Raw genomic sequence first — 25239 nt, 5'->3', positions numbered from 1 at the left:
GCGGTCACCCGAGTGCGTCCTCGAGGGTGGTGAGCACTCCGCGGGCTGCGGTCGGGCCGACATTGAGGTAGAAGACATCGTCGTCGACCTCGACTGCTTGACCTGCGCTGACCGCCTCCAGCGTCGGCCACAGCGGCGCAGACGTCAGTTCGGTCTCATCGCCGCCTTGGACGCCGTAGAAGATCCAGTCGGCATCGGCCTGATCGAGTTGCTCGGCGCTGATGTCCACTGAGGTCTCGTCGGTGAAGGTCTGGCTCTCCGGCCGTGCGAGACCCGCATCTTCGGCCACGGACCCGGTGAAGGACGCTACGCCGAAGACCCGCGAGCGGTCACCGTTCTTGCGGAGGAACGAAACCGTGGGGTCATCGCTGACTCCGTCCCCGAACTCGGCTGCATCAGCGTGGAACTCGTCCAGCCAGTCCTGTGCTTGCTCGGTCTTCCCGACCGAATCGGCGAGCAGGAGGAAATCCTGCTTCCAGTACAGGCCGGTTCCCTGCGTGGCGACAGTGGGGGCGATCTCACTGAGCCCTTCGTACATGGCAGTGGCGTCCTTGCCGGCGTTGTTCATGACGATCAGATCGGGATCGGTGTTCGCGATCGCTTCGATATCCGGGTCGAACCTGCTACCGACGTACGTGACCTCTTCCAGAGCGGCGCTGTCGTCGGCGAATGCATCGGACAGGTAGGGCGGAATCATCTCCGCCCCGTCTCCAGAGGTCGAGCCGACCGGAACGATTCCCAGGGTGAGCATGACGTCCGCCTGCCCGGTGGAGATCACCACGACGCGTTCGGGCTCGGCCTCCAAGGTCGTTTCCCCCTGGAAATGCTTCACCGTGCGGGAGAACGTGCCGTCGGATTCCCCGCTGCCCTTCCCCTCGGGCATCGTCCTGGGCGTCGTATATTCTTCCGTGCTCGTTGCTCCAGCCGAAGCGCCGTCATCGGCGGTATCGCTGGCGCACCCTGCCAGAAGAGCCCCCGCAAGGGAGATGGAGAGTAACCCGGCAAACCATCGAGATGTGCTCGCGCCTCGAGCAAGGACCGTCCTAGTCATGGCGGGTAGGTTAGCATAACCTAACATGAGTCCATTGAGTCTGACGTCCTCCCGGGAGCACGTCGTGGAGGACCGTCACCGGGAGGCTCCGCGGCGTCGACGCGGCGTTGCCGCAGGGGTGTTCCTCCTGGGCGCCGGCATCGTCGTCCTGCTCTTCTTCCTCAGTCTCGCCATCGGCTCCAAGCCGCTGTCTTTTCCCGACGTCTGGCATGGGCTGACCACCATGGACGGTTCCCGGGAGTCGATCATCGTATGGCAGTTGCGCATGCCCCGTACGGTCTTGGCAGTCCTCGTCGGAGCGGCGCTGGCCGTGGCCGGCGTGATGATGCAGGCACTCACTCGCAACCCCCTGGCTGAGCCCGGCCTGCTCGGAGTCAACTCGGGCGCTGCCTTCGTCGTCGTCCTATCCATCACCGTCCTGGGCGCGACCGGCATCGGCACCAATCTGTGGTTCGCGTTCCTGGGTTCAGCACTTGCCGCCGGTTTCGTCTACGGCATCAGCATCCGGCGGACGCACGCCAGCGATCACGCGCGCCTGGTGCTCGCCGGCGCTGCGCTGACCGCTTGCCTGGGATCGCTCACCGGGATCATGACGATGTTCAACACCGAGGTGTTCAGCTCGTACCGGTTCTGGGTCATCGGTTCGGTCGCCGAGCGTGGCACCGAGCCCCTCGTGGCGATCACCCCGTTCGTCCTCGTCGGACTCGTCCTCGCCCTCGCCTGCGGGCCCATGCTCAATGCCCTCGCCCTCGGCGACGAGCAGGCGACATCGCTGGGAGTGCGGCTCGCGGTGATCCGCGGGCTTGCGTTCGCCTCCATCACCTTGCTCTGCGGGGCGGCGACCGCTGCGGCCGGTCCCATTGCCTTCGTGGGACTGGTCGTGCCTCATGCGCTGCGGCTTGTCGTCGGCGTGGAGCAACGGGTCCTGTTGTCGCTGTCCCTGATTGCAGGACCCGCGCTTGTTCTCGCCGCCGATATCATCGGCCGGATCGTGGCGCCTCCCGGGGAGCTGGAAGTCGGTCTCGTCACCGCCTTCATCGGTGCGCCGGTGCTCCTGGCGCTGATCATGCGGAGGCGGTCTTCATGAGCACGACGAGAACGAGAGCCGGCGCTCGATACCTGCCTCCTGGCTATTGGTGTGTCCGCCTTCCCCGATTCGGCAGTCTCCTCCTGCACCGGCGGACGCTCGCCGTCGTAGCAGGCCTCAGCGTGGTGGCGCTGCTCGTCGCCGCCTTGACGGTCGTCACCGGCGCTTACCATCTCACCCCTGTAGAGGCCCTTCGTACGCTCGTGCTGGGAACGGGTTCAGACCTGGACCGGTTCATAGTCCTCGACCAGAGGCTTCCCCGTGTCCTGGCGGCCTTGCTCGTCGGCGCCGCGCTAGGGGCCGCGGGGGCGATCTTCCAGTCGGTGTCCCGGAATCCGCTGGGCAGCCCCGATATCATCGGTTTCACGACCGGTGCGGCAACCGGCGGCCTGCTGATCATCCTCCTCGGCGGCTCCGTCACGTCCATGACCATCGGAGCGGGCACCATCGTGGGTGGTGCGATCACAGCACTTGCCGTGGTGCTCATCAGCCTGCGTCGCGGCCTCAGCGGTGATCGACTGGTTCTCGGCGGCATCGCCATCTCCGCCATTCTCGCCTCCGTCAACGACTACCTGCTCAGCCGCTCGGCCATCGAAGAGGCTGAGGTCGCCAAGGCGTGGCAGCACGGAAGTCTCAATGCCATTTCCTGGCAGCCGCTTCTGCCGCTGGTCCTTGTCGCCGCGATCGCCATCCCCGCCTCGCTCCTGCACGTGCGCAATCTGCGCATCCTCGAACTCGGGGACGACACCGCGGCGGGGGTCGGCCTCGGACTGACACGGACACGCGTGACTGCCCTGACGATCGGAGTGGCCCTCACGGCGATAGCCGTTGCCACGGCGGGGCCCATCGGATTCCTTGCGCTGGCTGCACCGCAGCTGGCGCGTCGCCTCTCGCGCTCGCCGGGGGTCTCCGTCCTGGCCTCCACGGCGATGGGTGCCCTGCTGCTGATCATCGCGGATCTCGCCGCCCAGCGGGTGCTGAGCCCCTTCCAGATCCCGGTCGGCCTGGTCACCGCCGCCGTGGGCGGTGCCTATCTCATCTGGCTCCTGGTGTTTTCCCGGCAGCAGTCGGCACGGCCTTCCCGGAGTCCTGGGTAGAAACGCCCTGAACAATCCTTACCGCGCCGTGCCCCGGCTCTGCCGGGCGGAGGAAATCGATGTGATAAATTCTTCCCGGAATCATCATAAAAGATGATGCATAAGAGGCGCATAAAATATAACTATCGAGTGTATTCTGTTGACGCTGCGGCGGGGGCGAAGAATCGATAGTTCATCGTAGATATCGCATGCACCCGGTGGCTTGCATGTGCAGGGTTCCCTCGCCTGCAACGCGCACGCTGGGGCAGGCGGGCCGCAGAGACAGGCGCGGACCGGGCGCTGTTCCGCCATGCCTCCATCTCGTCATGTCGCTGTCGGACCGTCTGGCGCCAAGACTCTATCCGAGCCGTGACGGCGAAATTCACGACGGCAGAAAAACCTCCCACTAATCGAGCTTCCCGAGACCGTAGCGTCTGGGTATGTTGAACACCGACGACAGGGGACCCCTTATTCCGGGGAATTCTCTGTGCCCAATTCAGTATGACGAACGTCGAAGGAGACGATGATGGCGACCTGGCTGGGAATCGATGGAAGGGTCATTGCCGTGACGGGGGCGAGCTCGGGCATCGGCAAGAGCATCTCCGACAGCCTCAAGGCTGCGGGTGCACGGGTCGCCAACCTCGACATCAGCGCCGAGGGCGTCACCGCGGACGGGGAGAACCATCTTGACGTGCACTGCGACGTCACCGATCGCGACAGCGTCGTGGCAGCTCTGGACGCCGTCGTCGAGAGCTACGGCTCCCTGGACGGCGTGGTCAACAACGCGGGCATCAACCTGCCCCGCATGCTGGTCGACGTGCGCGGCGAGCGCCCCGAGTACGAACTGGACGACGCCTCCTTCGCCCTGATGATGAACATCAACGTCAAGGGCGTCTTCCTGGTCGGGCAGCAGGCCGCCAGGATCTTCGCGGCCAAGGGCGGCGGGGTCATCGTCAACATCTCCTCCGAGGCCGGCGTCGAAGGCTCCGACGGGCAGAGCGTCTACTCCGCGACCAAGGGGGCCGTGAACTCGTTCACCCGCTCCTGGGGCAAGGAACTGAGCAAGTACGGGATCCGTACCGTGGGCGTGGCCCCGGGTATCAACGAGCCCACCGGCCTCACCTCCCCGGCCTACAACGAGGCCCTGGCCTACACGCGCAACACCACGGTCGACAACCTCACGCCCGATTACGCCAAGACGATCCCGCTGGGCCGCCCCGGGAAGCTCAGCGAGATCGCCGACCTGGTGACCTACCTGGTCTCCGACCGCGCCTCCTACATCACCGGCACGACCTATGCGGTGACCGGCGGCAAGTCGCGCGGATGACGGCGCGGTCCGCGGGGCGGACCGGCGGCGGGGACTGAGGACGCGAGCCGACGGCGCATTGCCGGGCTCAACGTGAAGGTGCAGGTTGATGGTGCAGAAGTGGAGGTGGGGGAGATGACGGTGCACAGGCGTCACATCCTTGATGTCCTCGAATCGCGGTTGAGCGGAACCCTCACCGAGATGGCGGAGCTGCTCGGCGTCTCCTCCCGCACCATCGCCAACCAGATCGCGGCGCTCAACCTCGAACTCGACGGCGTGGCGCAGATCGTGCAGATCGAGGGCTCCCGCCGCCTGGAGGTCCTCGACCCGGAGGGATACAGGCACTTCAAGATGTCCCTGGTGCCCGAGGGCACCGATCTCAACGATCCCGCCGCGAGGCAGGCAGCCGTCTTCCATCTGCTGGCCTCCCGGAAGGGGCCGGTCTTCGCCGACGTCATCGCCAGGTCCATCAACGTCTCCCGCTCCACGGTCAACGCGGATCTGAACAGGCTGCGCGAGGTCGTCCGCGCCTACGGACTCGAGATCGTCGGCAAGACGAATGCCGGCGTCGCCCTGCGCGGAACGGAGCTGCACATCCGGCTGGCGATGCTCGATCGTTTCTCCGCGCCCCTGCTCGACCCTTCTCCCGTGCCCGACCGGCTCGTGCAGGACGTCGTGGCGGTGTGCGAGGAGATCGAGCTGGGGGTCGCGGCGATCGACAGCGTCTCATCGTGGTTCACCATCATGTTCGTGCGGCTGCGCGACGGCTTCACGATGGAAGGCGCGGACGATTCGCTCGAACCCCTGACGGAGAACGAGGCGGTCCTTCACGGCGCCCGGCTCGCCGGCCTCGCGACCGACTGGCTCTCCCTGGAGGCCTCCGAGTACGAAGCGCTCTTCATGACGCTGCCGCTCGTGGGCATGCGCGGGCCCAAGGACCCCCTGGCCTTCGAGAGCTTCCTGGCGGTGGAGACGCACGAGGAGCTGTACCGGGCGATCATGGCGCGGATCCATGACGACATGGGCATCGACCTGAAGGCGACCCAGCTGCGGGAGGAGTTCCTGGCGCACCTGGGTTTCCTGCTCAACCGCGTGCAGTACGGCATCCAGGTGACGCAGGGCAGCGCCGCGCTCCTGCGCGACCGTTATCCGCTGGCCCACCGGGTGGCCACGATCGCCCAGTCGGAGATCGAGCGCGCCACGGGCCGTGAGGTCGAAGAGGCCGAGGTGTCACTGCTGGCCGCCTACTTCCAGATCTTCGTCAACCGCACCCGGACCGATGCCGGCGAGCCGCTGCGCATCGCCGCCGTCTACGCGAACGGGAAAGCCGAGGGCGAGCTGCTGCGGCTCCAGGTGGTGGAGGCGGTCGGTGCCTACGGGGCGGTCACGGCGATCTCGGAGTCCGACCTCCACGAGTTCTCGGAGCAGGAGTTCGACCTGGCCGTCGCCCACCGGCAGTGCTCGTTCGACGCCGGTGAGCTCCCGACCGTCCGGGTCGGGATGGTCTTCGATGTGAGCGAGCTGCGCCGGAAGATCGGCGCGCTGGCCATGAGACGCGGGTGGTCCCGCCGGATGGCCCTCGGCGGCGCGTCGTGGCTGGGGACCCTGGTGGAGCCCCAGGCGTTCGTGCGCCTGAGCAGTGAGGAATACGGCGAGGCGCTCGAGGAGCTGCTCGGGGAGCTCAGCCGCCGCGGATTGGCCGGCCCGGAGCTGATCCAGGCCGTCCACGAGCGGGAGGCCCGCTCGACCATGCGGCTCTTCCCGCGCCTGGCATTCCCGCACGTCGTCGCCCCCACCGGTGACCTCCTGCTCTCGGTCGGGGTCTCCGACGCCGGCCAGGGGCTCGTCATCGTGCTGCTGGCCGTGCCGGATGCGGCGGGTGACGAATCCAGCTCCCTGCTGCTGGGCCTCTACGAAGAAATCGTCGGACTCGCACAGGACGAGGACGCCGTCTCCGCCATCATCGCCGCCGACAGCGCAGCGCGCTTCCGCACGGTGATGGCAGTGCAAGCGACAGAACTGCTGAGGGAAAAATAATGGACCACGTCTGGACAGTCCTCGTCATGCTGGCACTCGTCGTCGGGATCAGCATGGTCCTCTCCTTCTTCCAGGAGAAGAACCTTGCGGTCACCTACATCGAGATGCGCAGGAAGAACCGGATCGCGATCGGCAAGCACAAGCGGCTGCTGAACTCCGGAGCGATCGTCATGTGCGGAGTCACGGAGAGCGGGTGCATCCAGGACGCGCGGCTCCTCTCGGGGGTGACCGTGTTCTCCAGGTTCCGCCCCCTCGCGGAGCTGGTCGGCATGAACGTGCTCCACCTCCACAAGATGGATCTTTCGCGCTACCCCAAATCCGTTCGGCGAGCCATCGTCAACGCCTCGGACAACTATCTGGTCTTCGTGACCGGTGGCGTCCCGAAGGAACCAGCCGGCGCCTGGGCCCGGCTGGGAGAGAAGTTCCCCTCAAGAAGAACACCAAAGGAGGTGTGACCATGCAATTCTTTGTCAACGCGGCGGAATGGTTCATCGGACTTTTCCAAGCGGGAGCTGAGACCTTCATCGACTGGATGGGCAGCATTGTCCCCCTGGTCCTGATGCTGCTGATCGCCATGAATTCGCTGATCCAGCTGATCGGCGAGGACCGGGTGAACTGGCTGGCCGCACGTGCGAGCCGCAACGTGCTCCTGCGCTACATGGTGCTGCCGTTCCTCGGCGCCTTCATGCTGGCCAACCCCATGGTCCATTCGCTGGGCCGTTTCATGCCGGAGCGCTACAAGCCGGGCTACTTCGCCTCGGCGGGGCAGTTCTGCCACACGAGCAACGGCGTCTTCCCGCACATCAACCCCGCGGAGCTGTTCGTCTGGCTGGGCATCGCCACCGGCATCACGGGTCTCGGGCTGAGCACCGGACCCTTGGCGATCCGTTACCTCCTGCTCGGCCTGGTCCTGAACTTCCTCGGCGGCTGGGTCACCGACCTCTGCGTGAAGTGGGTCAGCAAGCAGCAGGGCGTCAAGCTCAGCACCGAACCGAAGCTCGAGGTGGCCTGAGATGAGGACCTATCGTCCGATCACGATCAAGAAGGGCCCCGGCGGGTTCGGCGGCCCCTACACCGTCACGCCCGATGAGAAGCGCAACAAGATCGTCTACATCGTCGGCGGCGGCGCCCGGCCCGAGGTGGTCGACCGGATCGCCGAGCTGTCCGGGGCGGAGCCGGTCAACGGCTTCAAGACCTCGGTCCCCGACGACGAGACCTTCCTGGCCGTCATCGACTGCGGCGGAACGCTGCGCTGCGGGCTGTACCCGAAGAAAGGCATCCACACCGTCAACGTCATGCAGACGGGCAAGGCCGGCCCCCTGGCGCAGTACATCACGGAGGACCTCTACGTCTCCGCGGTCTCCGGGGCGCAGGTCTCGCTGGCCGATGAGGCCGAGGCCGCCACCGTGGGAGCCTCCGCTGCTGCGGCCGAGGCCACCGCGGAGGGCGCTGCAGGGTCCGGCGATGACGCCGGGGCGGAGTCCACGGGCACCTACGCCACGAACAAGAAGATCTCCGAGACCATCGCCGCCAAGAAGAAGAAGTCGATTCTGGAGCGGATCGGCCTCGGAGCCGGCCGAGTCGTGTCGATCTTCTTCCAGGCCAGCCGCGATGCCGTGCAGACGATGCTGAACTCCGTGATCCCGTTCATGGGCTTCGTGGCGATGCTCATCGGCATCATCAACGCCTCGGGATTCGGCACCTTCTTCTCCCATCTGCTGGAGCCCCTGGCGGGCAACGGCATCGGCCTGATCGTGCTGGGGTTCATCTGCTCGCTGCCGTTCCTGTCCCCGCTGCTGGGTCCCGGTGGCGTGATCGGCGGCATCATCGGAACGCTGATCGGCAACGAGATCGCACGGGGCAACGTGCCACCGCACCTGGCCCTGCCCGCGCTCTTCGCCATCAACACCCAGAACGCCTGCGACTTCATCCCCGTGGGCCTGGGCCTGGCCGAAGCCGAACCGGAGACGGTGGAGGTCGGCGTGCCGGCCATCCTGTACTCCCGGTTCCTCAACGGCGCACCGCGCGTCGCCATCGCCTGGCTCGCCAGCGTTGGCCTCTACTCGACCGACAACTGATATCCGAAAGGCGCACACCGTGAGCACCCACTACAGCACCCAGGTCCGGGAGATCGGCCCCGAAGCGGCCAGCTTCGCCTCGCAGGGCATGATCGTCCTCTTCGGCTCCGAAGCACCCCCGGAGCTGCGGGAATTCTGCTACATCATCGACCAGACCCCGTACGAAGGATCGCTCGAGGCCGGGCAGACGCTCGAAATCGACGGCACCGAGTTCCCCGTGACCGCGGTGGGCGACGTCGCCCAGAAGAACCTCACCGATCTGGGCCACGTCACCCTCAACTTCGATGGGTCGACCCGGGCCAAGCTCGGCGGCACGATCTACCTCTCCGCACCCGACGGCGCGGCGCTGCCCCAGATGGAGGTCGGCTCGAAGATCACGATCCGCGACTGATCGCATCGGGTGCCGACAGCGGCCGATGACGAAGGAGCCCGCCCCACTGGGGCGGGCTCCTTCGCTCACTGGTCCTCAGAGCGAGGAGACGATCCCGCCGTCGACGACGAGGTTCTGGCCGGTCACGAAGTCAGCGCCACCGGAGCACAGGAACAGCATGGCCCCGACGAGCTCCTCCGGTTCACCCCACCGGTCAGCCGGCGTCCTGTCGCGCAGCCACCGGTCGAACTGGGGATCGTCGACGAGGGCGGTGTTCATCTCCGTGCGGAAGTATCCAGGGGAAAGCGTGTTGACCTGGATGTTCCATTCGGCGAAGTCGACGGCCATGGCCTGGGTCAGCCCGTGGACGCCGCACTTGGCGGCCGTGTAGGGGCCCACCCCTTTGCGGGCACGCTCGGTGGTCACCGATCCGATGTTCACGATCTTGCCGTGGCCCGCCTCGCGCATCAGCCGCCCGACGGCTGCACCCACGTAGAAGGCGCCCGAGAGGTTCACCCCGATCACTTTGTCCCAGACCGTGGCATCCAGGTCCAGCAGGTTGCCGCGGCGCTGGATGCCGGCGTTGTTGACCAGGACGGACGGCGCCCACCCCGCCGCGTTCAACTCCGCGACGCCCGCCTCGACCTGCTCGGCGTCGGAGACGTCGAAGCTGCAGGTGCGCCACTGTTCAGTGGGAAAGGCCGCCGCCTTCTCCCGGGCCTGCTCCAGGGAGCCCTCGCTCGAGGCGTGAAGGATCACCCGGGCGCCGGCGTCCAGGAAGGCCCGGGCATAGGTCCAGCCCAGACCGCGGGCGGATCCGGTCACCAGCACGGTGCGATCCGACAGGTCATGAGTCATCCATGGTCTCCTTCATCTTCGTCTTCATCGTGCGTCTTCATCGTGCATCTTCATCGTGCGACTGCTCCACCGACTTCAGCCCCGGCAGCAGGACTCCAGCGCACGACCCATCCGGTCGATCGCCTCGTGGAGGATCGCTGCCGAGGTGCCGAAGTTGAGCCGGGCGCATCCCCGGCCGCCGGTGCCGAAGGCCGCGCCGTCGTTCAAGGCCACGCCCGCCCGGTCGAAGAAGAAGGCCGACGGACCGCTCAGGCCCTCACGGCGGGCGGGGCTGTCCGCGGGGGCGTCCGGCAGTTCCAGGCCGGTGCAGTCCAGCCAGGCGAGGTAGGTGGCCTCGGGCCGGCGTACCTTCACCCCGGGCAGATGCTGCTGCACCAGGCTGAAGACCAGGTCGCGATTGGCGCCGAGGCCCTTCAGGAGGGCCTCCAGCCAGTCGCCTCCCTCCCGGAGTGCCGTGGTGTGGGCCAGGATCCCCAGATGGCTCGCACCGGCGGTCACCGTGGCCGGCACCCGGCGGATCTCGGCGGCGGCCTCCGGCCCCGCGGCGAGAACGGCGGCCTTGAGCCCCGGCAGGTTCCAGGCCTTCGAGGCCGAGAACACGGAGAACCCGTTCTCGGCACCGGGCACGCTCAGGAAGGGAGTGAAGCGCGAGCCGTCGAGGACCAGGGGCGCGTGGATCTCGTCCGAGATCACGCGGCCGCCGTACTCCCGGGCGAGTCCGGCCACCGCGGCGAGCTCGTCCGGGCGATGGGCCACACCCGTGGGGTTGTGCGGGTTGGCCAGGAGCAGGACGGGATTCGCTGAAGTCGTCCTGGCCTCGGCGAAGGCCGCGCGGATGGCCTCGGGATCCATGCGCCCGTCGGGCCCGAGCGGGGCTTCGAGCACCCTGCGCCCGGTGCGCCGGACATAGGCGTAGAACGGCGGATACACCGGTGAGCACACGATCACCGCGTCGGTGGGGTCCGCGATCACGTTCAGCGCCGCCACGATCCCGTTCATCACATCGGGAACGGTGACCGTGCGGTCGGTCTCGAAGCCGTCCCAGTCCCAGCGCCGGCTGGCGAACTCCTGGAGCGCCTGTGCGTAGACATCACCGGACGGATAGCCGGTGTCGCCGGTCGTCATGGCGCGGTGGACGACGTCGATCACCGGCCTGGCGGGCACCACGTCCATCTCGGCCACCCACAGGGGCAGGATGTCGTCGGAATACCGCCGCCATTTCTCGCTGGTCCTGGTGCGCAGCTGGTCCAGGGACAGAGCCTCGAGGGGGTTGGGGAGGTCGGGTCCGGCGACGCCGGGGCTGGGGAGATCGGAGGTCATGGTCCCAGCTTAGGACCGGCCGGTAGCGGGACCCGGTGTGTCCGAGGTCACCCGGAGGCGGGCCGGACATGGTTCGATGGGAGCATGAGAGAGGACGATCCGGTCGCGCGCCAGGCCCGGCTGGTCTGGGCCGGGTGGACCTGTTTCCTGCTCGGGGCCATTGCCGGCACCGCGGTGCTGTGGGGCGTGGCGCGACCGCTGGCGGGTGAGGGCTCGATCGGCGTGCCCGCCGCGATCGTGACGGCAAGCGTATCGGCGGCGGCGTTCACGGTCAGCGCCTTGCGATACCGGCACGGCGAGACGGAGGGCATGCCGCTGTGGCAGGCGACGGTTTCGCACGTCTCGGGAGTCGCCGTCGGCGCTGCGGTGGCAGGAGTCAGCGGGCTCGCCGTCCTGTGCGCGGGCGAGATCCTGGCGGTCGGGCTCAGCGGCCTCCAGATCGCGCCTCTCGGCGGAGGACTGCTCACCGGTGCGGCCTCGGCCGCGGGCGGTTCCTTCGCGTTCGCCTCGGGGATCCGGCTGCGCACCCGCGATCTCGCCGGGCTGCTGTTCGCCTTCATCGTGACCGGCACGCTGTTCGCGATGCTCACCGCCGCCGACCCCCGGTGGTGGGAGCTCAACTTCTCGCAGCTGGGCATAGACGACGCGAACGCCTGGGCCTTCAACGGCACGCTCATGGTCGGGGGGCTGCTGCTGGCCACCCTGGGGTCCTACGTCGGCCGTGACCTGCACCGTCTCCTCGGCGACCAGGCCCTCCGCCGCATTGCCTGGATCGTCGGGCTTTTCGCCGCGGCCGGGCTCATGCTGGCGCTGGTCGGGGTGTTCCCCCTGCACCGCGCCCATCTCACCCACGACATCGTCGCGTCGGCGGCGCTCCTACTCGTCGTCGTGGCGGCCGCCGTGACCACGACGACGCTGCCCGGCCCGATCCCCGCCTTCCGGGCGACGACGGCGGGACTCGCCGTCGGCCTGGTGGTCGCGGCGCTGCTGTGGCTGGTCTTCGACATCTATTCGCTCACCGGCTTCGAGGCGGTGGTGATCGGGCTGGTCTTCGTCTGGGTGCAGGCCCTGCTGGGTTTTCTCGGCGCGCTCGCACCGGACGAGTCGAGGCCCTCGGCCCGCCCGCGCCTGCTCCGTCACCCGGGGAGCCGGGGGGCGTAGTCCTTCCGTCATCGCCCTGAGTTATCCGTAGTTATCCGTATGCTGCATCTGTGACCCCCGGCATGCACCAGACCTCGACGCCCTCGCGACACGCCGCTCCGGAGCAGGACGTGGTGTCCCGTCATGGCCGCCCGCACTCCATGGCTCCGAGCGGGTATCGGTGGGCGGCGCGCCTGATCGACGGGGGACTGGTCGCGATCGTCACGATGGTGTGGACGGCGGTGGGGCTCATAAGTATCGACGACCCGGGAGTCGTCATCGTCCTGACCGTCCTGGGGTACCTGGCTTCCTTGGTGTTCTTCGGGGTGCTCTACGGGTGCATGGCCTCCCCCGGCCAGGCGATGGCGGGCGTGGTGTCCCTACGCGCCTGGACGGGACGGCGAGTGGGCGTTTGGCGGGGTGCATGGCGATACATCGGGGCGGGACTGCTGCCTTTGTGGGTCATCCTGTTCCTCGTGGATGCCTTCAGCAACGGCGGCGCGGCGGACGTGGGCTACAGCGAACCGGTCCGGGTGGTCTTCCGCAGGGCTTGAGCTGATGGGAGAGTGCCTCGCGCTCTGCCGGTCCGACGTGGATACCCGGCGTATGCATGGAGTCTTCCCTCCGGGTACAGTGAATGAAGCCGACGACTTACCAAGTGTAAGTTACTAATAGTAAGTTAACATATACCCGAAGGACTCACCATGGGCGAGACCACCGCCGAGACCCGGACGCGGATGACGTACGCCGAGCGGCACACCCAATTGCTGGAGGTCGCGCGGGAGCTCATCCGCCAGAAGGGCAGCGACGCGCTCACGCTCGCGCGGCTGGCGGAGCACGCCGGGGTGACCAAGCCGCTCGTCTATCAGCACTTCGGCACCCGGCCGGCGGTGCTGGCCGAGCTCTACGGTGAGTTCAAAGCTCGAACCCACGTGGCCCTGGACAGGACGCTCAGCACGGCGGAAGCCGACCGTGCCACGGTGGCGCGGATCATCTCCGACGCCTACATCGATTGCATCGACGCGGAGAGCACCGAACTGCCCGGCATCGCGGGCGCGCTGTCGGGCTCCGCCGAGCTCGAAGACCTCCGTGAAGAGGCGGACGCGGCCTTCAGCGCCCGATGCTGCCGGGCGCTGGAACCCTTCACCGATTCAGGGCACCTGCCCGAGGGTTCCATGCAGGCCATCCTCGGGGCCGCCGACGGCATCGCCCGGGCGATCGTGCTCGGCAGGATCACCTCCTCGGAGGGAAGGACGGCGCTGGCGAAAGTCGTCGCCGCCGTCGTGTGATGTGCGTGTGAAACGCGGGGGACCGACATAGGACGAACGTTTGACTCCGGAGAGAGGTGACCTTTGACTCGAGAGCCGATCACCGCGCAGGTGGCCCCGGACATCGCGGCACTGGTGGGCCTTCCGGGCTCGCGCGAGAACCTGCCCACTCCGGCTCTGGTTCTCGACCTGGATGTCATGGAATCCAACCTCTCCGCCATGGACCGGCTGCTGGCGGGGTCCTCCTTGACGCTGCGGCCGCATTTCAAGGCCCACAAGTGCCTGGAGATCTGCCGTCTGCAACTCGAGCACGGCGCCGCCGGGTTCAGCGCGGCCACGGTCGGCGAAGCGGAGAAGCTGGCGCCGCTCGGCACCTCGGTGCTGCTCACCTCCGTCCTGGCATCCGAAACGAATATCGCCCGGGGCGCTGACCTGCGTGCGCACGCCCAGGACGTGACCTTCGTCGTCGACAGCGTTCCCGTTGCACAACGTCTGAACGCAGCCCTGGAGGCACGGGCGTGCACCGCCGGCGTGCTCATCGACATCGACGCGGGACGGCACCGGGCCGGGTGCGCCTCCATCCCCGCGGCCCGGGAGCTCGCGGAAGCCGTTCGAAGATCCTCCGCGCTAGCGCTCAAGGGCCTGCAGTTCTATGCCGGCCATCTCTCCCACCTGCACGATCCCCAGCGGAGGGCGGAAGGGCATGCGCAGTTCCGCAGCGATCTCGCCCGCTACCGGGAGGCCCTGAGCGAGGCGCTGCCGTCGTCGCCGATCATCAGCGGCGGAAGCACCGGATCGCTCGCACTCGAACTCGAGGAGCCCGTCCTGACCGAGATGCAGTGCGGTAGTTACGCGCTGATGGACGTGGAGTACCTGGCCTTGCCGTACTCGCCGGGGAGGGCCGGCTGGCCGTTCTCCGCGGCGGTGACGGTGCAGTCCAGCGTGCTGAGCGGCAACTGGCCGACCCACGCCACCGCGGATGCCGGAGACAAACGGTTCGCCAGCAAGTACGGCCACCCGCCCCGTCTGACGCGTGTCCCGCCCGGCATCACGTTGGAGAGCGCGTCCTACACCCCCACCGGCGACGAGCACGGCCGGCTGGACTTCACCGACCCCTCGCCTCCGCAGCCCGGCGCGCGCCTGGAGTGCGTCGTGCCGCACCTCGACCCCTCGATCAACCTCTTCGACATCGTCTATGCGGTCAGCGGGGAGACGCTGATCGACGTGTGGGACATCGCCGCCCGAGGCTGCTGAGCCCGGTCTGCGGGCCTGAGTGCCATGTCCGATTTCCGCGAGTACACCGGCCCGGCGCGTGCCATGCTGAGTGCATGACGACGGCACCCGCAAGCTTCGACGAGCGCTATCGCGCGGTCGAGGCGCGCGATGCCCGCTTCGACGGACAGTTCATCATGGCCGTGCGCACCACCGGCATCTACTGCCGCCCGTCGTGCCCGGCCCGTACTCCGAAACGCGCGAACGTGACCTTCTACGCCACGAGCGCCGCCGCGCACGAGGCCGGCTATCGGGCGTGCAAGAGGTGCCTGCCCGAAGCGGTACCCGGGTCGCCGCAGTGGAACCTGCGGTGGGACACCGTGGGCCGGGCGATGCGGCTCATCGCCGACGGCGCCGTGGAGCGCGATGGGGTCCAGGCGCTCGCCTCCCGGCTCGGCTATTCACCGCGGCATCTCACCCGCTTGCTCACCGTGGAGCTCGGGGCGGGCCCGCTGGCACTCGCCCGGTCGCAACGGGCGCATACCGCCCGCATGCTGCTCACGGACACGGACCTCTCAGTCGCCGACGTCGCGTTCTCCTCCGGGTTCGGCAGCGTTCGGCAGTGCAACGACACCATCCGCGAGGTGTTCGCCATGACGCCGACCGAGCTGCGGGCACGTCGTCGGGGTCCCGGTCCGGTGCCCGGCGCGATCGACCTGGTCCTCCCGGTCCGGGAGCCGTTCGACGCGAGCGGGGTGTTCCGGTGGATGGCCGCACGAGCCGTGGCGGGCATGGAGGCGGCCACCACGTCTGCTTTCTCGCGCACGCTGGCACTGCCCGGCGGCCCCGCCTGGTTCGAGCTGCGTGCCGACCCGGGCAAGGGCGGGGAGTCTCCGGGGCGTGTACGCCTCCGGGCACGGGTCACGGAGCTGGCCGACCTCGGGTCGCTCGTGACCCGCGTCAGGCGTCTCTTCGATCTCGACGCCGATCCGCAGGCCGTCGACTCGGCGCTCTCGAGGCATCCGTTGCTCGCACCGCTCGTCGCGGGCACTCCCGGCATCCGGGTTCCGGGGGCGGCGGATCCGCACGAGATGCTGATCCGGGCGATGATTGGGCAGCAGGTATCGGTCGCCTCCGCGCGCACGGTCCTGACCCGCCTCGTCGGGGCCCTCGGGCGGCCCGTCGAAGCTCCAGAGGGAGAGCCTCACCTGCTCTTCCCGACGATGGAGGCGATCGCGGATCGAGGCCACGAGGTGCTCCGCGGGCCGGCCGCACGCATCCGCGCGGTCACCCAGGCCGCCGGGGTGCTCGCGGACGGCTCTCTGGCGCTCGGGGTGGCCGACGACGGCGCCGAGCAGCGGGCCGCGCTGCTGACCCGCCCCGGGATCGGCCCCTGGACCGCCGATTACGTCCGCATGCGGATCCTCGGCGATCCCGACGTGTTCCTGCCCGGCGACAGCGCCCTGCGCGCCGGGGCGAAATCGGCGGGGCTGCCCGTCGACCGGAAGCCGCTGAGCGAATGGTCCATGAGGACCGCGCCCTGGCGCAGCTACCTCACGGCCCACCTCTGGCGAGCGGCCAGCGGAGACCGAGACGATGCACGACGTCGAGCACATGATTGAGGAGAACCCCATGACCGAGAAGACAACGGCAACCGTGCAGACCATCGAGACCCCGGACGGGGCGTTCACCCTGATCGCCGACGACCGGCAGCGAGTGCTCGCCTCGGGGTGGACTGCCGATCGGCAGGCGGTGCGGGATCGCATTCATCCGGCGATCCGCCCTCTCGAACTCATCGAGGGAACGACGGACGCCGCGGAGGCGGTCATCGCCTACTACGCCGGCGACCTCACGGCGGCCGGGAGCGTCCCCGTGAGACAGCACGGCACCGACCTGCAGCAGCGGGGCTGGACCGCGTTGCGCACGATCGGGCCCGGCGGGTCGCTCAACTACACCGAGTTCGCGACGCTGATCGGGGCGGCCCGGGCTGTGCGTGCGGCGGCGTCGATCTGCGCTCGCAATGCACCCGCCCTGTTCGTTCCCTGCCACCGGGTGCTGCGCACCGACGGGACACCGGGCGGCTTCGCCTGGGGCACCGAGGTCAAGTGCGCCCTCCTGGAACGCGAGCGGATGGCAGCCGCTCATGTATGAGCGCGGCGCCGCCCGACGGCGTTAGGCTCGGGCCGTGGACTCCGGCGATCGTCGTGCCGGGTCATGAAGGATCATGACGGACCATGACTGGAAGGGCGAACAACGGTATGGGCCTCGAGCTGGTGGCCGTCGACATGGACGGCACGTTCCTGGATTCGACCAGCACCTTCGACCGCGAGCGCTTCGCCCGCGTGAACGATCGCCTGGCGGCCGGGGGAGTGCGCTTCGCCGTCGCCAGCGGCAACCAGTACTGGCAGCTCAAGAGGTACTTCGACGGCTTCCCCGAGACCCTGTACGTCGCGGAGAACGGCGCGGTGGTGGGCACCGACACCGACCTCCTGCGGGTGAGGGCCATGGATCGCGACGACGCCCTCAGCGCCCTGGAGACGGTAACCGGGCACCGCGACGTCCACGTGCTGGCCTGCGGGGCCCGCTCCGCCTACGCGCTGAGCACCATCGATCCCCGGATGCTCGCCCTGGTGCGGAAGTACTACGTGCGCACCCGGGTGGTGACCTCCTGGCACGAGGTCGACGAGGACATCGTCAAGCTCGCCCTCATCTGCCCGCCGGAGCGCACGGAGTCGCTGCTCGACGGATTCGGCAGGGAGCTTCCCAGCGGTATCGTCCCGGTCTCCAGCGGGCACGGGTCGATCGACCTCATCGCTGCCGGGGTCAACAAGGGCACCTCACTGGAGTGGCTGTGCCGACGCCTGGACATCGACCCGGCGAACATGGTGGCTTTCGGCGACGGCGGCAACGACGTCGAGATGCTCGCCCTGGCGGGAACCGGAGTGGCCATGGGCAATGCGCCGCAGTCCATCCGCGACCGGGCCGACACCGTGGTCGGTTCGAATGACGACGCCGGGGTGCTCGCCTATCTCGAAAAGGTCCTGGACCAGGAACCCGTGCTGGGCAAGGAGCCCCGGGCAGGGGAGCGGCGCACGGCCTCCTGGTGAGGGCGTTGTCGAAGAGCCGCGGTGCTGCCCAGGGCCTCAGTCCCGGGGCGCGCTAGGACTTCTTGGCCTTCCCCGACTTGCCGCGTTTGCCGTTCTTGCCCTTCTTCGCGTCCCCCGAGGTTCCGGCCTCGGCCGCTTTCTCCTGCTCCACCTGGCTCGAGTGGTCGGCCACCTCGTGCTGCAGGGAACGATCGGGCCGGCGGTAGCCGTTGGTCGAGGGCCGATCGGGCAGCGTGATCTGGGGGGTGGGCACCCGGGTCCAGGGCACTCGTCCCAGCAGGTCGGCCATCATATTGATCCTGGCGCGCCGCTTGTCCTCCGCCTCGACGAAGTTCCACGGCGACTCCGGGATGTCGGTGTGCACCAGCATGGCGTCACGGGCGCGGGAATACTCCTCCCAGCGGGTGATCGACTCCAGGTCCATGGGGGAGAGCTTCCAGTGCCGCATGGGATCGGACATCCGCGATTTGAATCGTTTGTACTGCTCGTCGCCCGAGACGGAGAACCAGTACTTGATCAAGATGATGCCGTCTTCCACCAGCATGCGCTCGAAGATGGGGCACTGGCGCAGGAAACGGCGGTATTCCTGCGGGGAGCAGAAACCCATCACCCGTTCCACGCCCGCACGGTTGTACCAGGAGCGATCGAGCAGCACGATTTCCCCGGCCGCCGGCAGATGCTCGATATAACGCTGGAAGTACCACTGGGACTTCTGCCGCTCCGTGGGTGCCGGCAGCGCCACGATCCGCGCGATACGGGGGTTGAGGTACTCCGTGACGCGCTTGATCGCCCCGCCCTTGCCCGCGGCGTCCCGGCCCTCGAAGATGACCACGACGCGCTGTCCGGTGGCCTTGACCCACTCCTGCATTTCGACCAGTTCGGCCTGCAGGCGCAATAGCTCGGCTTCGTACACCGCTTTGTTCATGCGTTTCTTTTTCTTGGGCCGGGAGGAACCCTTGGTGTCAAGATCGGTTGAATCAGCAGCAATATCCGTTGCGGTGTCTGTAGCCATGACGGAACATTATCGGCCGCGGGCACCATGAACCAGGTCAGTTGCCGAGTTTCAGCAGACTTCCGGGATGACCGCGGTGACCAGGTGGTCGGCCACGGCGGTCAGCCACCGGGATACGGACTCCCTGGCCTCGGGGGTGTCCGGGTACCGGGCACGCAGGTGGAGGCCGTCCTCCGCGGCCACGAACCAGACCTGCACCCCGTTGGTGGGGGCGGAGGCCGAGACGTGCTGGGCGTTCAGCGACGCCGGGAGGGCAGCGGGCAGGCGGCGGTAGTCCAGGTAGGAGATCATGAACATCCCCGCCGGAACCGGCATGCCCCCGTACGGGCGCATGATGGGTTCCAGCGCGTGCGACCCGAGAGCCAGGGCCTCCCTGACGGCGGAACGGCAAGCGGGGAGCGCCGGATCGGAGGAGACCAGCACCGAGTTGGTGATGAACCACCCGACTGCGTCGCGCCACCGCTCGTCCGTGCGGGAGTGCACGGGCAGCACCGCGCGCAGGGGCCGGCCCGCCAGGTCGGCCGTGGCGCGGGTCATGGCGGAGACCAGCAGGGTCAGGGGCCGCTGCTGCAAGCCCTGGGCGTGCTGCTCGAAAGCCGCCAGTCCCGCCGCGTCCAGGAGGTCGCGGGTGGTCACCGTCTCCTGCGGAAGGGGATCCACCTCTCCCAGGGGCAGAGGGAAGACCGGCATGGTGCCATCGCCGTCGGCCAGGATCTCGCGCCAGCGCGCGGTGATATCGGGTGGCGGCGCCGGGCGCCCGGCCAGCTCGGTGGTGTGCTCGGCGAAGGATGCCGCCTGGTCCGTCTCCTGGAGGGGCATGCCCTGTTTCTCGGCCTCCAGCGCCGCGAGGAAATCATGAGCCAGCAGGGGCAGGGACCAGGCGTCGACATGACAGTGATCCGCGGCCAGGATGACCGTGGGGGCTTCCGGCGCGTCGATGAAGCACAGCTTGTGCGGCGGCCTGGCGAACGGGGAGCAGCCCTCGTCCAGGACCGCTCCCAGGACCTGACGGGCGCCGTCGGGCGACGACGCGTGATCGTGCCACTGGACCACCGGCTCACCGGGGATCTCCCGCAGGCGCAGGTGCGAGACGTCGTCGGACTCGAAGACCGTGCGCAGCGTGTGGTGCCGATAGGCCACACGTCGCCACGCACCGCCGAGTTCGTCGCGTGTGGCCGGTCCGGGGAGGGTGAAGGACACCGCCATCCAGGTTCCGGGACGCGGGCCGCCGCCGGCGTGCATGCCCTGGTCGAAGGAGACGGGGACCTCCCGGCCCAGTTCGGTGACCACCAGCGAGCAGCTGGATACCGGGCCTTCGGGCAACCTCGCGTGGGTGATGTTGGTCAGCCTCATGAGAGCCTCCTCGTCGTCGCCGTGCCGATCGTCGTGATAGCTGGATGCACCGCCCACGGGTGTCGAGGGCAGGTGCCGGTGCTTCAGTATCAACGCTGGAAGGCCCCGCGGAGGTCTGGACGCAGAAGGTTTGACCTGCCGGAAACAATTGCCCGGAGCCGCTGCGCAGGGCCGGGCCGGCGCGCCGCGTACCGTATCCCCATGCCCACCTTGGACCTAGAACGCTGCAGCCTGGCCTACGACCTGACCAACCCCGGCGGCGGCGGGCCCGCGGTGGTGCAGTTGCACGGGCTGATGTCCGACCGGCCCTCCAACGCCGACGGCGGCCTGGACCTCGCCGCCTTCGTCCCCGGCGCCCGCATCCTGCGCTACGACGCCCGCGGGCACGGTCTCTCCACGGGCGAGCCCGTGGTGGACGACTGGCTGTGGTCCAATCTCGCCCGGGATCTCCTGGCCCTCCTGGACGAGGTCTTCCCCGGCGAGGCCGTCCACGGGATCGGCCCCTCCATGGGGTCGGCCACGCTGCTCTACGCGGCGCTCGCGGACCCCGCCCGGTTCACGTCGCTCACGCTGTGCGTGCCCTCGACCGCGTGGTCCACCCGGCGCGGCCAGGCCGGTATCTACCGGGAGAGCGCGGAGCTGATCGAGTCCCTTGGCATCGAGGCCTACACCCGGGCCACCCGCACGGTGCCGCGCCCGCCCGCCGTCGAGGATCGCGAGCATCACCCGCCGCGGATCCCGGAGCACCTGCTGCCGGCGGTGCTGCGAGGGGCTGCGGCTACGGATCTGCCGGATCCCGGCGAGCTCGCCGGGATCCGGGTGCCCAACCTGATCCTGGCCTGGTCCGATGACGCCGCCCATCCGATCTCGAGTTCCCGGATCCTGCGCGAGGTCCTGCCCGGTGATACGTTGCACATCGCATCGCAGCCGGAGGAATTCGCGCTGTGGCCGCACTATGCGAGGACGTTCGTCACCAGTATCGAGGGCCGTCCCGCGGGCTAGCGGCCGAGCTGCTGGGAGAGGGGGCACTGCCACACGTCCACTCCACCTCGGCCGACCTGCCTGATATAGGAGGCCACCTCTCCGTATGCGCGCCATAGAGGTGTCTCGTAATAGGAGATGCCGAGTCCCTGGCAGTGCTCGCGCACCAGAGGCGCTGCGTGCCGAAGGTTGGGCCGGGGCATGCTGGGGAAGAGATGGTGTTCGATCTGGTAGTTCAAACCACCCATTAGGAACGAGGTCACCCGGCCGCCGGAGATGTTCCGGCTCATGAGAACCTGGCGGCGTAGAAAGTCGATGGTCACATTGCGTGGAGCCATCGGCATCCCGATGTGATTCGGGGCGAAGGCCATGCCGAGGTAGAACCCGAACAGGCCCCAGGAGACGGCCAGGAACAAGGCCGCCTTACCCGGGGGCAGCACGATGAAGACGATAGCGATGAAGCTGGCGAGGCGGAAGATCAAAAAGGTGAGCTCCACACCGCGGTGCTTGACGGGGGCGGCGCTCAAGAGCCGTTTGAAACCCTTGTAGTGCAGGTTCAGGCCTTCCAGGGTCAGCAAAGGGAAGAAGTACCACACCTGGAGCCGGGCCAGGGCGCGCCGCCAGCGGTTGATGGTGCGGGAGCCCCGCTCCGGAGTGTCTTCCGGATTGAGGACCAGTACCTCGGAGGAGATATCAGGATCGGATCCGAGCTTGTTGGGCGCGGCATGATGTTTGTTGTGCTTACCCGTCCAGGAACTGACCCCGATGCCCACGAACAGGTTGGCCAAGACCATGGCCGTCCATTCGTTCCAGCGCGGTGACTTGAAGATCTGCCGGTGAGCTGCGTCGTGCCCCAGGAAGGCGATCTGCGTCATGAGCAGGGCAAGGGTGGCGGCCAACGCCATCTGCCACCAGGTGTCACCCAGCAGGACGAACAGTGCCAGGAGGCCTAGCCCGAGGGCGGGCAGCAGGATGAGCTTGGTCCAATAGTGCCGGTAGTTGCGAAGCAAGAGCCCCCTGTCCTTGACACGGGCCGTCAGTTCCGTGAAATCGGAGAGATGCGGGGTGGGCCGGCGGCGAGAGGTAGAACTTGAAGTGGAACTTCGAGCACTCCCCGAGGGAGAAATAGCGTGGTTCATGGCGTCCTCATTCATGAAAGGACGCGCGAGTTCGCGACCTGGCCTCAGTCTGTCACGGGCCTGGGGATGTGAAAGACTGCTCGCCATGTCGCACTTTCGCCCAGAGCATGATCAACAGCCTGTGGACTTGGCCACGGATTTGCGGCAAACCGTCGACCAGGTCACGGAGGAGGCGCTGAACCTCGGCTACCGCCTGGAACAGCGGTTCGCGCTGGGCCGGGAACGGCGCGCCAAGCGCCGCGGGGACATCCCCGTGATGGTCGCGTTCGACGGGTACGGCTCCACCACCCGCGTGCGGATCCTGGGCCGCGCCCTGCTCAAGACCACGGGTCCCGAGGATCCCACGGACGAGGACGAGTCCTCGATCCGCGGGTGGCGGTCGTTCACCTCCCTGCCCATCACCTTCGCCCACGTGGACGTGAACCTGGGCGGGAAGGACTTCCGCCTGGTGGCCGACAAGGGCGGGGTGATCGACGCGGATCTGGCGATCTCCCTGGAACCCGGCGTCCACGAGGCCCATCTGCGCACGGAGGGTTCCTCCTGGGCCACCTCGAAGGTGACCGTGGTGGAGGACGGGCAGCGGATCGGCGTGGTCTCCGACGTCGACGACACCGTCATGGTCACCGCCCTGCCGCGTCCCATGCTCGCGGCGTGGAACTCCTTCGTGCTCAACGAGCACGCCCGCGCCCCAACGCCCGGCATGGCCGTCCTGATGGAGCGGCTGTCCAGGAGGTACACCGGCGCGCCGTTCATCTACCTCTCCACCGGTGCGTGGAACGTGGCCCCCACCCTGCGCCGGTTCCTCTCCCGCAACGCCTATCCGTCCGGATCGCTCCTGCTCACGGACTGGGGCCCGACGACGGACCGGTGGTTCCGCTCGGGTGCCCGGCACAAGGTGGAGAACCTGGAGCACCTGGCCCAGAACTTCCCCGACATCAAATGGATCCTGATCGGCGACGACGGGCAGCACGATCCGCAGATCTACGGCGGATTCGCCCAGCGCTACCCGGAGCACGTGGCCGCCGTCGTGATCCGCAATCTCTCAACGGCGGAAGCGGTGCTGGCCTCGGGCCAGTTCCTGGCTGAGGACGGGCCGCGGATCCCGGAGGGAATCCCGCTGATCGAGGCGAACGACGGGGCCACGATCTCCGAGAAGCTCTCCGAGGCCGGGTTGCTCTAGCCCGGTTGTCCGCCCCCGCGTTTACCGTGGGGGCATGGAAGAAAGCATCAGCACCGTGCCCGACACCCGACTGGCCGCGGTCGACGGCCTGCGGGAACCGGAGCGACGGGAGATCGACGCCACCATCCGGCGGACACGGGAGGGCTTCGGCCTGCCCTGCGCGCTGGAACTGCGCCTGGACCGGCTGGACCGGCTCGAGGCGATGTTGCGCGATCGCGAGGATCAGCTCCTGGCGGCACTGGCCGATGACCTCGGCAAATCCGCCACGGAGGCCTGGGGCACGGAGATCGGCACCGTCTTCGGGGAGATCGCGCACCTGCGCAAGCTCCTGCCGTCCTGGCAGCGGCCGCGTGCCGTGCCGTCCTCGGCGCCGCTGGTGCCGTCACGGGCCTGGGCCGATCGGCAGCCCCTCGGCACCGTGCTGGTCGTCGCCCCGTGGAACTACCCCGTCCAGCTGGTGCTCTCGCCCCTAGCCGGGGCGCTGGCGGCGGGGAACACGGTGGTGGTCAAGCCCTCGGAGGTGGCGCCGGCGGTGGCGGAGGTCCTGGCCGACGGGTTGCGCGAGTTCCTGGGGGACTGCGTCGGCGTCGTCACGGGCGGGGTGCCCGAGACCACCCGGGTGCTGCAGCACCGGTTCGACCACATCTTCTACACGGGCAATGCCACGGTGGGGCGGGTGGTCATGCGGGCCGCGGCGGAGTACCTCACCCCCGTGACCCTGGAACTGGGCGGGAAGTCTCCGGCCTGGGTGGACGGCACGGCCGATCTCGAGGTAGCGGCCGCGCGCATCGCGTGGGGCAAGTTCGTCAACGCCGGGCAGACCTGCGTGGCCCCCGACTACGTCATGGGACCGCCGGAGGTGCTGACCGCGCTGGAACCGCTGCTGATCGCGGCGATCGGCAGGCTCTACGGGCCGGATCCTTCGATATCGGATTCCTACGGGCGGATCGCCACCGCCCGGCATCTCGGGAGGCTCACGGAACTCCTGGATCAGGTGGACCCGGAGGACGTGGTGACCGGCGGGCAACGCCGGGAGGATGAGCGCTATCTGGCCCCCACGGTGATCCGCAGCTCGCAGGACGGGCCTTTCATGCAGGAGGAGATCTTCGGCCCCGTCCTGCCGCTGGTGCCCGTGGAAGACCACCGGGCGGCCATCGACGCGGTCAACGCCCGGGAGAAGCCCCTGGCCCTCTACGTCCTGAGCGAGGATGAGGCCGTGCGCGACGGCTTCCGGCGGAATACCTCCTCAGGCGGGATGGCGATCGGCGCGCCGCTGGTCCACCTGGCACACCCGCACCTGCCCTTCGGCGGTGTGGGGGAGTCCGGGATGGGCAGTTATCACGGCGAGTACTCCCTGAGGACCTTCAGCCACGAGCGCGCCGTCCTGGACAAGCCGCTCAAGCCGGACACCTTGAAGATGGTCTATCCGCCGTACTCGGCACTCAAGGCCCGCGGAGCACGGCTGGCCATGGGAATGCCGTCACCGTCGCGGCTGATCGGGCGCTTGCTGGGCGGAAAGCGCTAGGTATCGATCGGGGCGCGGGCGGGTGCCCCGACACGCTGGCGGAAAAGTTTCCCAAAGCAAAAATCCGGTGCACAGGAGCCCTCGCCGGGTCGTCCACAGGTGTGGATGACGGGGGTGCCGTAGCGCCGGTTGCGCGCGA

At 68.2% G+C, this 25239-nt stretch carries 24 protein-coding genes; 18 read left to right on the top strand and 6 right to left on the bottom strand.

Translation table 11 applies throughout. The features are described 5' to 3' along the window. Positions 1-4 precede the first annotated feature (4 nt). Complete coding sequence (locus FCK90_RS13560; protein WP_246180380.1) at positions 5-883, bottom strand: ABC transporter substrate-binding protein; 879 nt, start codon at positions 881-883, stop codon at positions 5-7. Positions 884-1085: 202 nt separating this feature from the next. On the opposite strand from FCK90_RS13560, the gene FCK90_RS13555 reads away from it, so the two are divergent. The 8 genes from FCK90_RS13555 to FCK90_RS13520 all read left to right on the top strand — a co-directional run bounded on the left by FCK90_RS13555 (position 1086) and on the right by FCK90_RS13520 (position 9026). After that, positions 1086-2138, top strand: a complete 1053-nt coding sequence (locus FCK90_RS13555) for a FecCD family ABC transporter permease (protein WP_246180379.1) — start codon at positions 1086-1088, stop codon at positions 2136-2138. Next, positions 2135-3235, top strand: coding sequence for a FecCD family ABC transporter permease (locus FCK90_RS13550; RefSeq protein ID WP_158034839.1), 1101 nt, complete (start codon positions 2135-2137; stop codon positions 3233-3235). Before FCK90_RS13555 ends, FCK90_RS13550 begins: the two co-directional genes overlap by 4 nt. A 505-nt stretch (positions 3236-3740) precedes the next feature. Continuing rightward, positions 3741-4541: a sorbitol-6-phosphate dehydrogenase subunit gene (locus FCK90_RS13545; protein ID WP_220433343.1), complete on the top strand. Its 801-nt coding sequence runs from the start codon at positions 3741-3743 to the stop codon at positions 4539-4541. A gap of 114 nt (positions 4542-4655) precedes the next feature. Continuing rightward, on the top strand, positions 4656-6557 hold the full coding sequence (locus FCK90_RS13540; protein WP_158034837.1) for a BglG family transcription antiterminator: 1902 nt from the start codon (positions 4656-4658) through the stop codon (positions 6555-6557). A 26-nt stretch (positions 6558-6583) separates the two neighbouring features. After that, complete coding sequence (locus tag FCK90_RS13535; protein ID WP_181954324.1) at positions 6584-7012, top strand: transcriptional regulator GutM; 429 nt, start codon at positions 6584-6586, stop codon at positions 7010-7012. A 2-nt stretch (positions 7013-7014) separates the two neighbouring features. After that, positions 7015-7569, top strand: coding sequence for a PTS glucitol/sorbitol transporter subunit IIC (gene srlA, locus FCK90_RS13530; protein WP_158034835.1), 555 nt, complete (start codon positions 7015-7017; stop codon positions 7567-7569). Position 7570: 1 nt separating this feature from the next. Continuing rightward, entirely contained in the window at positions 7571-8635 is a 1065-nt protein-coding gene (srlE, locus tag FCK90_RS13525) for a PTS glucitol/sorbitol transporter subunit IIB (protein WP_158034834.1), read from the top strand. A 19-nt stretch (positions 8636-8654) separates the two neighbouring features. After that, positions 8655-9026: a PTS glucitol/sorbitol transporter subunit IIA gene (locus tag FCK90_RS13520; RefSeq protein ID WP_158034833.1), complete on the top strand. Its 372-nt coding sequence runs from the start codon at positions 8655-8657 to the stop codon at positions 9024-9026. 75 nt (positions 9027-9101) lie between these two features. On the opposite strand, the gene FCK90_RS13515 is transcribed toward FCK90_RS13520, so the two are convergent. Continuing rightward, positions 9102-9863, bottom strand: a complete 762-nt coding sequence (locus tag FCK90_RS13515; RefSeq protein ID WP_158034832.1) for an SDR family NAD(P)-dependent oxidoreductase — start codon at positions 9861-9863, stop codon at positions 9102-9104. A gap of 75 nt (positions 9864-9938) precedes the next feature. Then, positions 9939-11183, bottom strand: coding sequence for a MalY/PatB family protein (locus tag FCK90_RS13510; protein ID WP_158034831.1), 1245 nt, complete (start codon positions 11181-11183; stop codon positions 9939-9941). Between the two features lie 84 nt (positions 11184-11267). Between FCK90_RS13510 and FCK90_RS13505 the strand changes: the two genes are divergently transcribed. The 7 genes from FCK90_RS13505 to FCK90_RS13475 all read left to right on the top strand — a co-directional run bounded on the left by FCK90_RS13505 (position 11268) and on the right by FCK90_RS13475 (position 17910). Further along, on the top strand, positions 11268-12344 hold the full coding sequence (locus FCK90_RS13505) for a DUF998 domain-containing protein (protein ID WP_158034830.1): 1077 nt from the start codon (positions 11268-11270) through the stop codon (positions 12342-12344). 50 nt (positions 12345-12394) lie between these two features. Then, positions 12395-12877, top strand: coding sequence for an RDD family protein (locus FCK90_RS13500; protein ID WP_158034829.1), 483 nt, complete (start codon positions 12395-12397; stop codon positions 12875-12877). A gap of 150 nt (positions 12878-13027) precedes the next feature. Next, positions 13028-13612, top strand: coding sequence for a TetR/AcrR family transcriptional regulator (locus FCK90_RS13495; RefSeq protein WP_158034828.1), 585 nt, complete (start codon positions 13028-13030; stop codon positions 13610-13612). A 63-nt stretch (positions 13613-13675) separates the two neighbouring features. Then, the gene (locus tag FCK90_RS13490) at positions 13676-14845 is read left to right on the top strand and encodes an alanine racemase (RefSeq protein ID WP_158034827.1); all 1170 of its coding nucleotides are present in this window, start codon (positions 13676-13678) and stop codon (positions 14843-14845) included. A 74-nt stretch (positions 14846-14919) separates the two neighbouring features. Next, positions 14920-16425, top strand: a complete 1506-nt coding sequence (locus tag FCK90_RS13485) for an AlkA N-terminal domain-containing protein (protein WP_158034826.1) — start codon at positions 14920-14922, stop codon at positions 16423-16425. A gap of 10 nt (positions 16426-16435) precedes the next feature. Continuing rightward, on the top strand, positions 16436-16954 hold the full coding sequence (locus tag FCK90_RS13480; RefSeq protein WP_158034825.1) for a methylated-DNA--[protein]-cysteine S-methyltransferase: 519 nt from the start codon (positions 16436-16438) through the stop codon (positions 16952-16954). An 83-nt stretch (positions 16955-17037) separates the two neighbouring features. Further along, a complete protein-coding gene (locus FCK90_RS13475) occupies positions 17038-17910 on the top strand; it encodes a Cof-type HAD-IIB family hydrolase (protein WP_158034824.1) in 873 nt (290 codons plus the stop codon). A gap of 52 nt (positions 17911-17962) precedes the next feature. Here the strand turns inward: FCK90_RS13475 and ppk2 are convergent, their stop codons facing one another. Both ppk2 and FCK90_RS13465 read right to left on the bottom strand, forming a co-directional pair. After that, entirely contained in the window at positions 17963-18835 is an 873-nt protein-coding gene (gene ppk2 / locus FCK90_RS13470) for a polyphosphate kinase 2 (protein WP_158034823.1), read from the bottom strand. 138 nt (positions 18836-18973) lie between these two features. Beyond that, complete coding sequence (locus tag FCK90_RS13465) at positions 18974-20275, bottom strand: condensation domain-containing protein (protein ID WP_158034822.1); 1302 nt, start codon at positions 20273-20275, stop codon at positions 18974-18976. 201 nt (positions 20276-20476) lie between these two features. Between FCK90_RS13465 and FCK90_RS13460 the strand changes: the two genes are divergently transcribed. Further along, positions 20477-21277 (top strand): alpha/beta fold hydrolase, encoded by an 801-nt coding sequence (locus tag FCK90_RS13460; RefSeq protein ID WP_220433342.1) that lies wholly within the window; start codon positions 20477-20479, stop codon positions 21275-21277. On the opposite strand, the gene FCK90_RS13455 is transcribed toward FCK90_RS13460, so the two are convergent. Then, positions 21274-22266 carry a fatty acid desaturase family protein gene (locus FCK90_RS13455; protein ID WP_246180377.1) on the bottom strand — a complete coding sequence of 331 codons (993 nt, stop codon included), beginning with the start codon at positions 22264-22266 and terminating at the stop codon, positions 21274-21276. The genes FCK90_RS13460 and FCK90_RS13455 overlap by 4 nt on opposite strands. Positions 22267-22480: 214 nt before the next feature. Here FCK90_RS13455 and FCK90_RS13450 point away from each other — a divergent pair, with 214 nt between their 5' ends. Together FCK90_RS13450 and FCK90_RS13445 are read left to right on the top strand one after the other, a co-directional pair. Further along, positions 22481-23575, top strand: coding sequence for an App1 family protein phosphatidate phosphatase (locus tag FCK90_RS13450; protein WP_158034820.1), 1095 nt, complete (start codon positions 22481-22483; stop codon positions 23573-23575). 34 nt (positions 23576-23609) lie between these two features. Then, complete coding sequence (locus FCK90_RS13445; RefSeq protein WP_158034819.1) at positions 23610-25100, top strand: aldehyde dehydrogenase family protein; 1491 nt, start codon at positions 23610-23612, stop codon at positions 25098-25100. Positions 25101-25239: the final 139 nt, after the last annotated feature.

This window comes from Kocuria coralli, assembly GCF_008831305.1.
Classification (GTDB): Bacteria; Actinomycetota; Actinomycetes; order Actinomycetales; family Micrococcaceae; genus Kocuria; species Kocuria coralli.
Note: the sequence above shows the minus strand (reverse complement) of the source record. Positions and strands in the feature narration are given on the sequence as shown.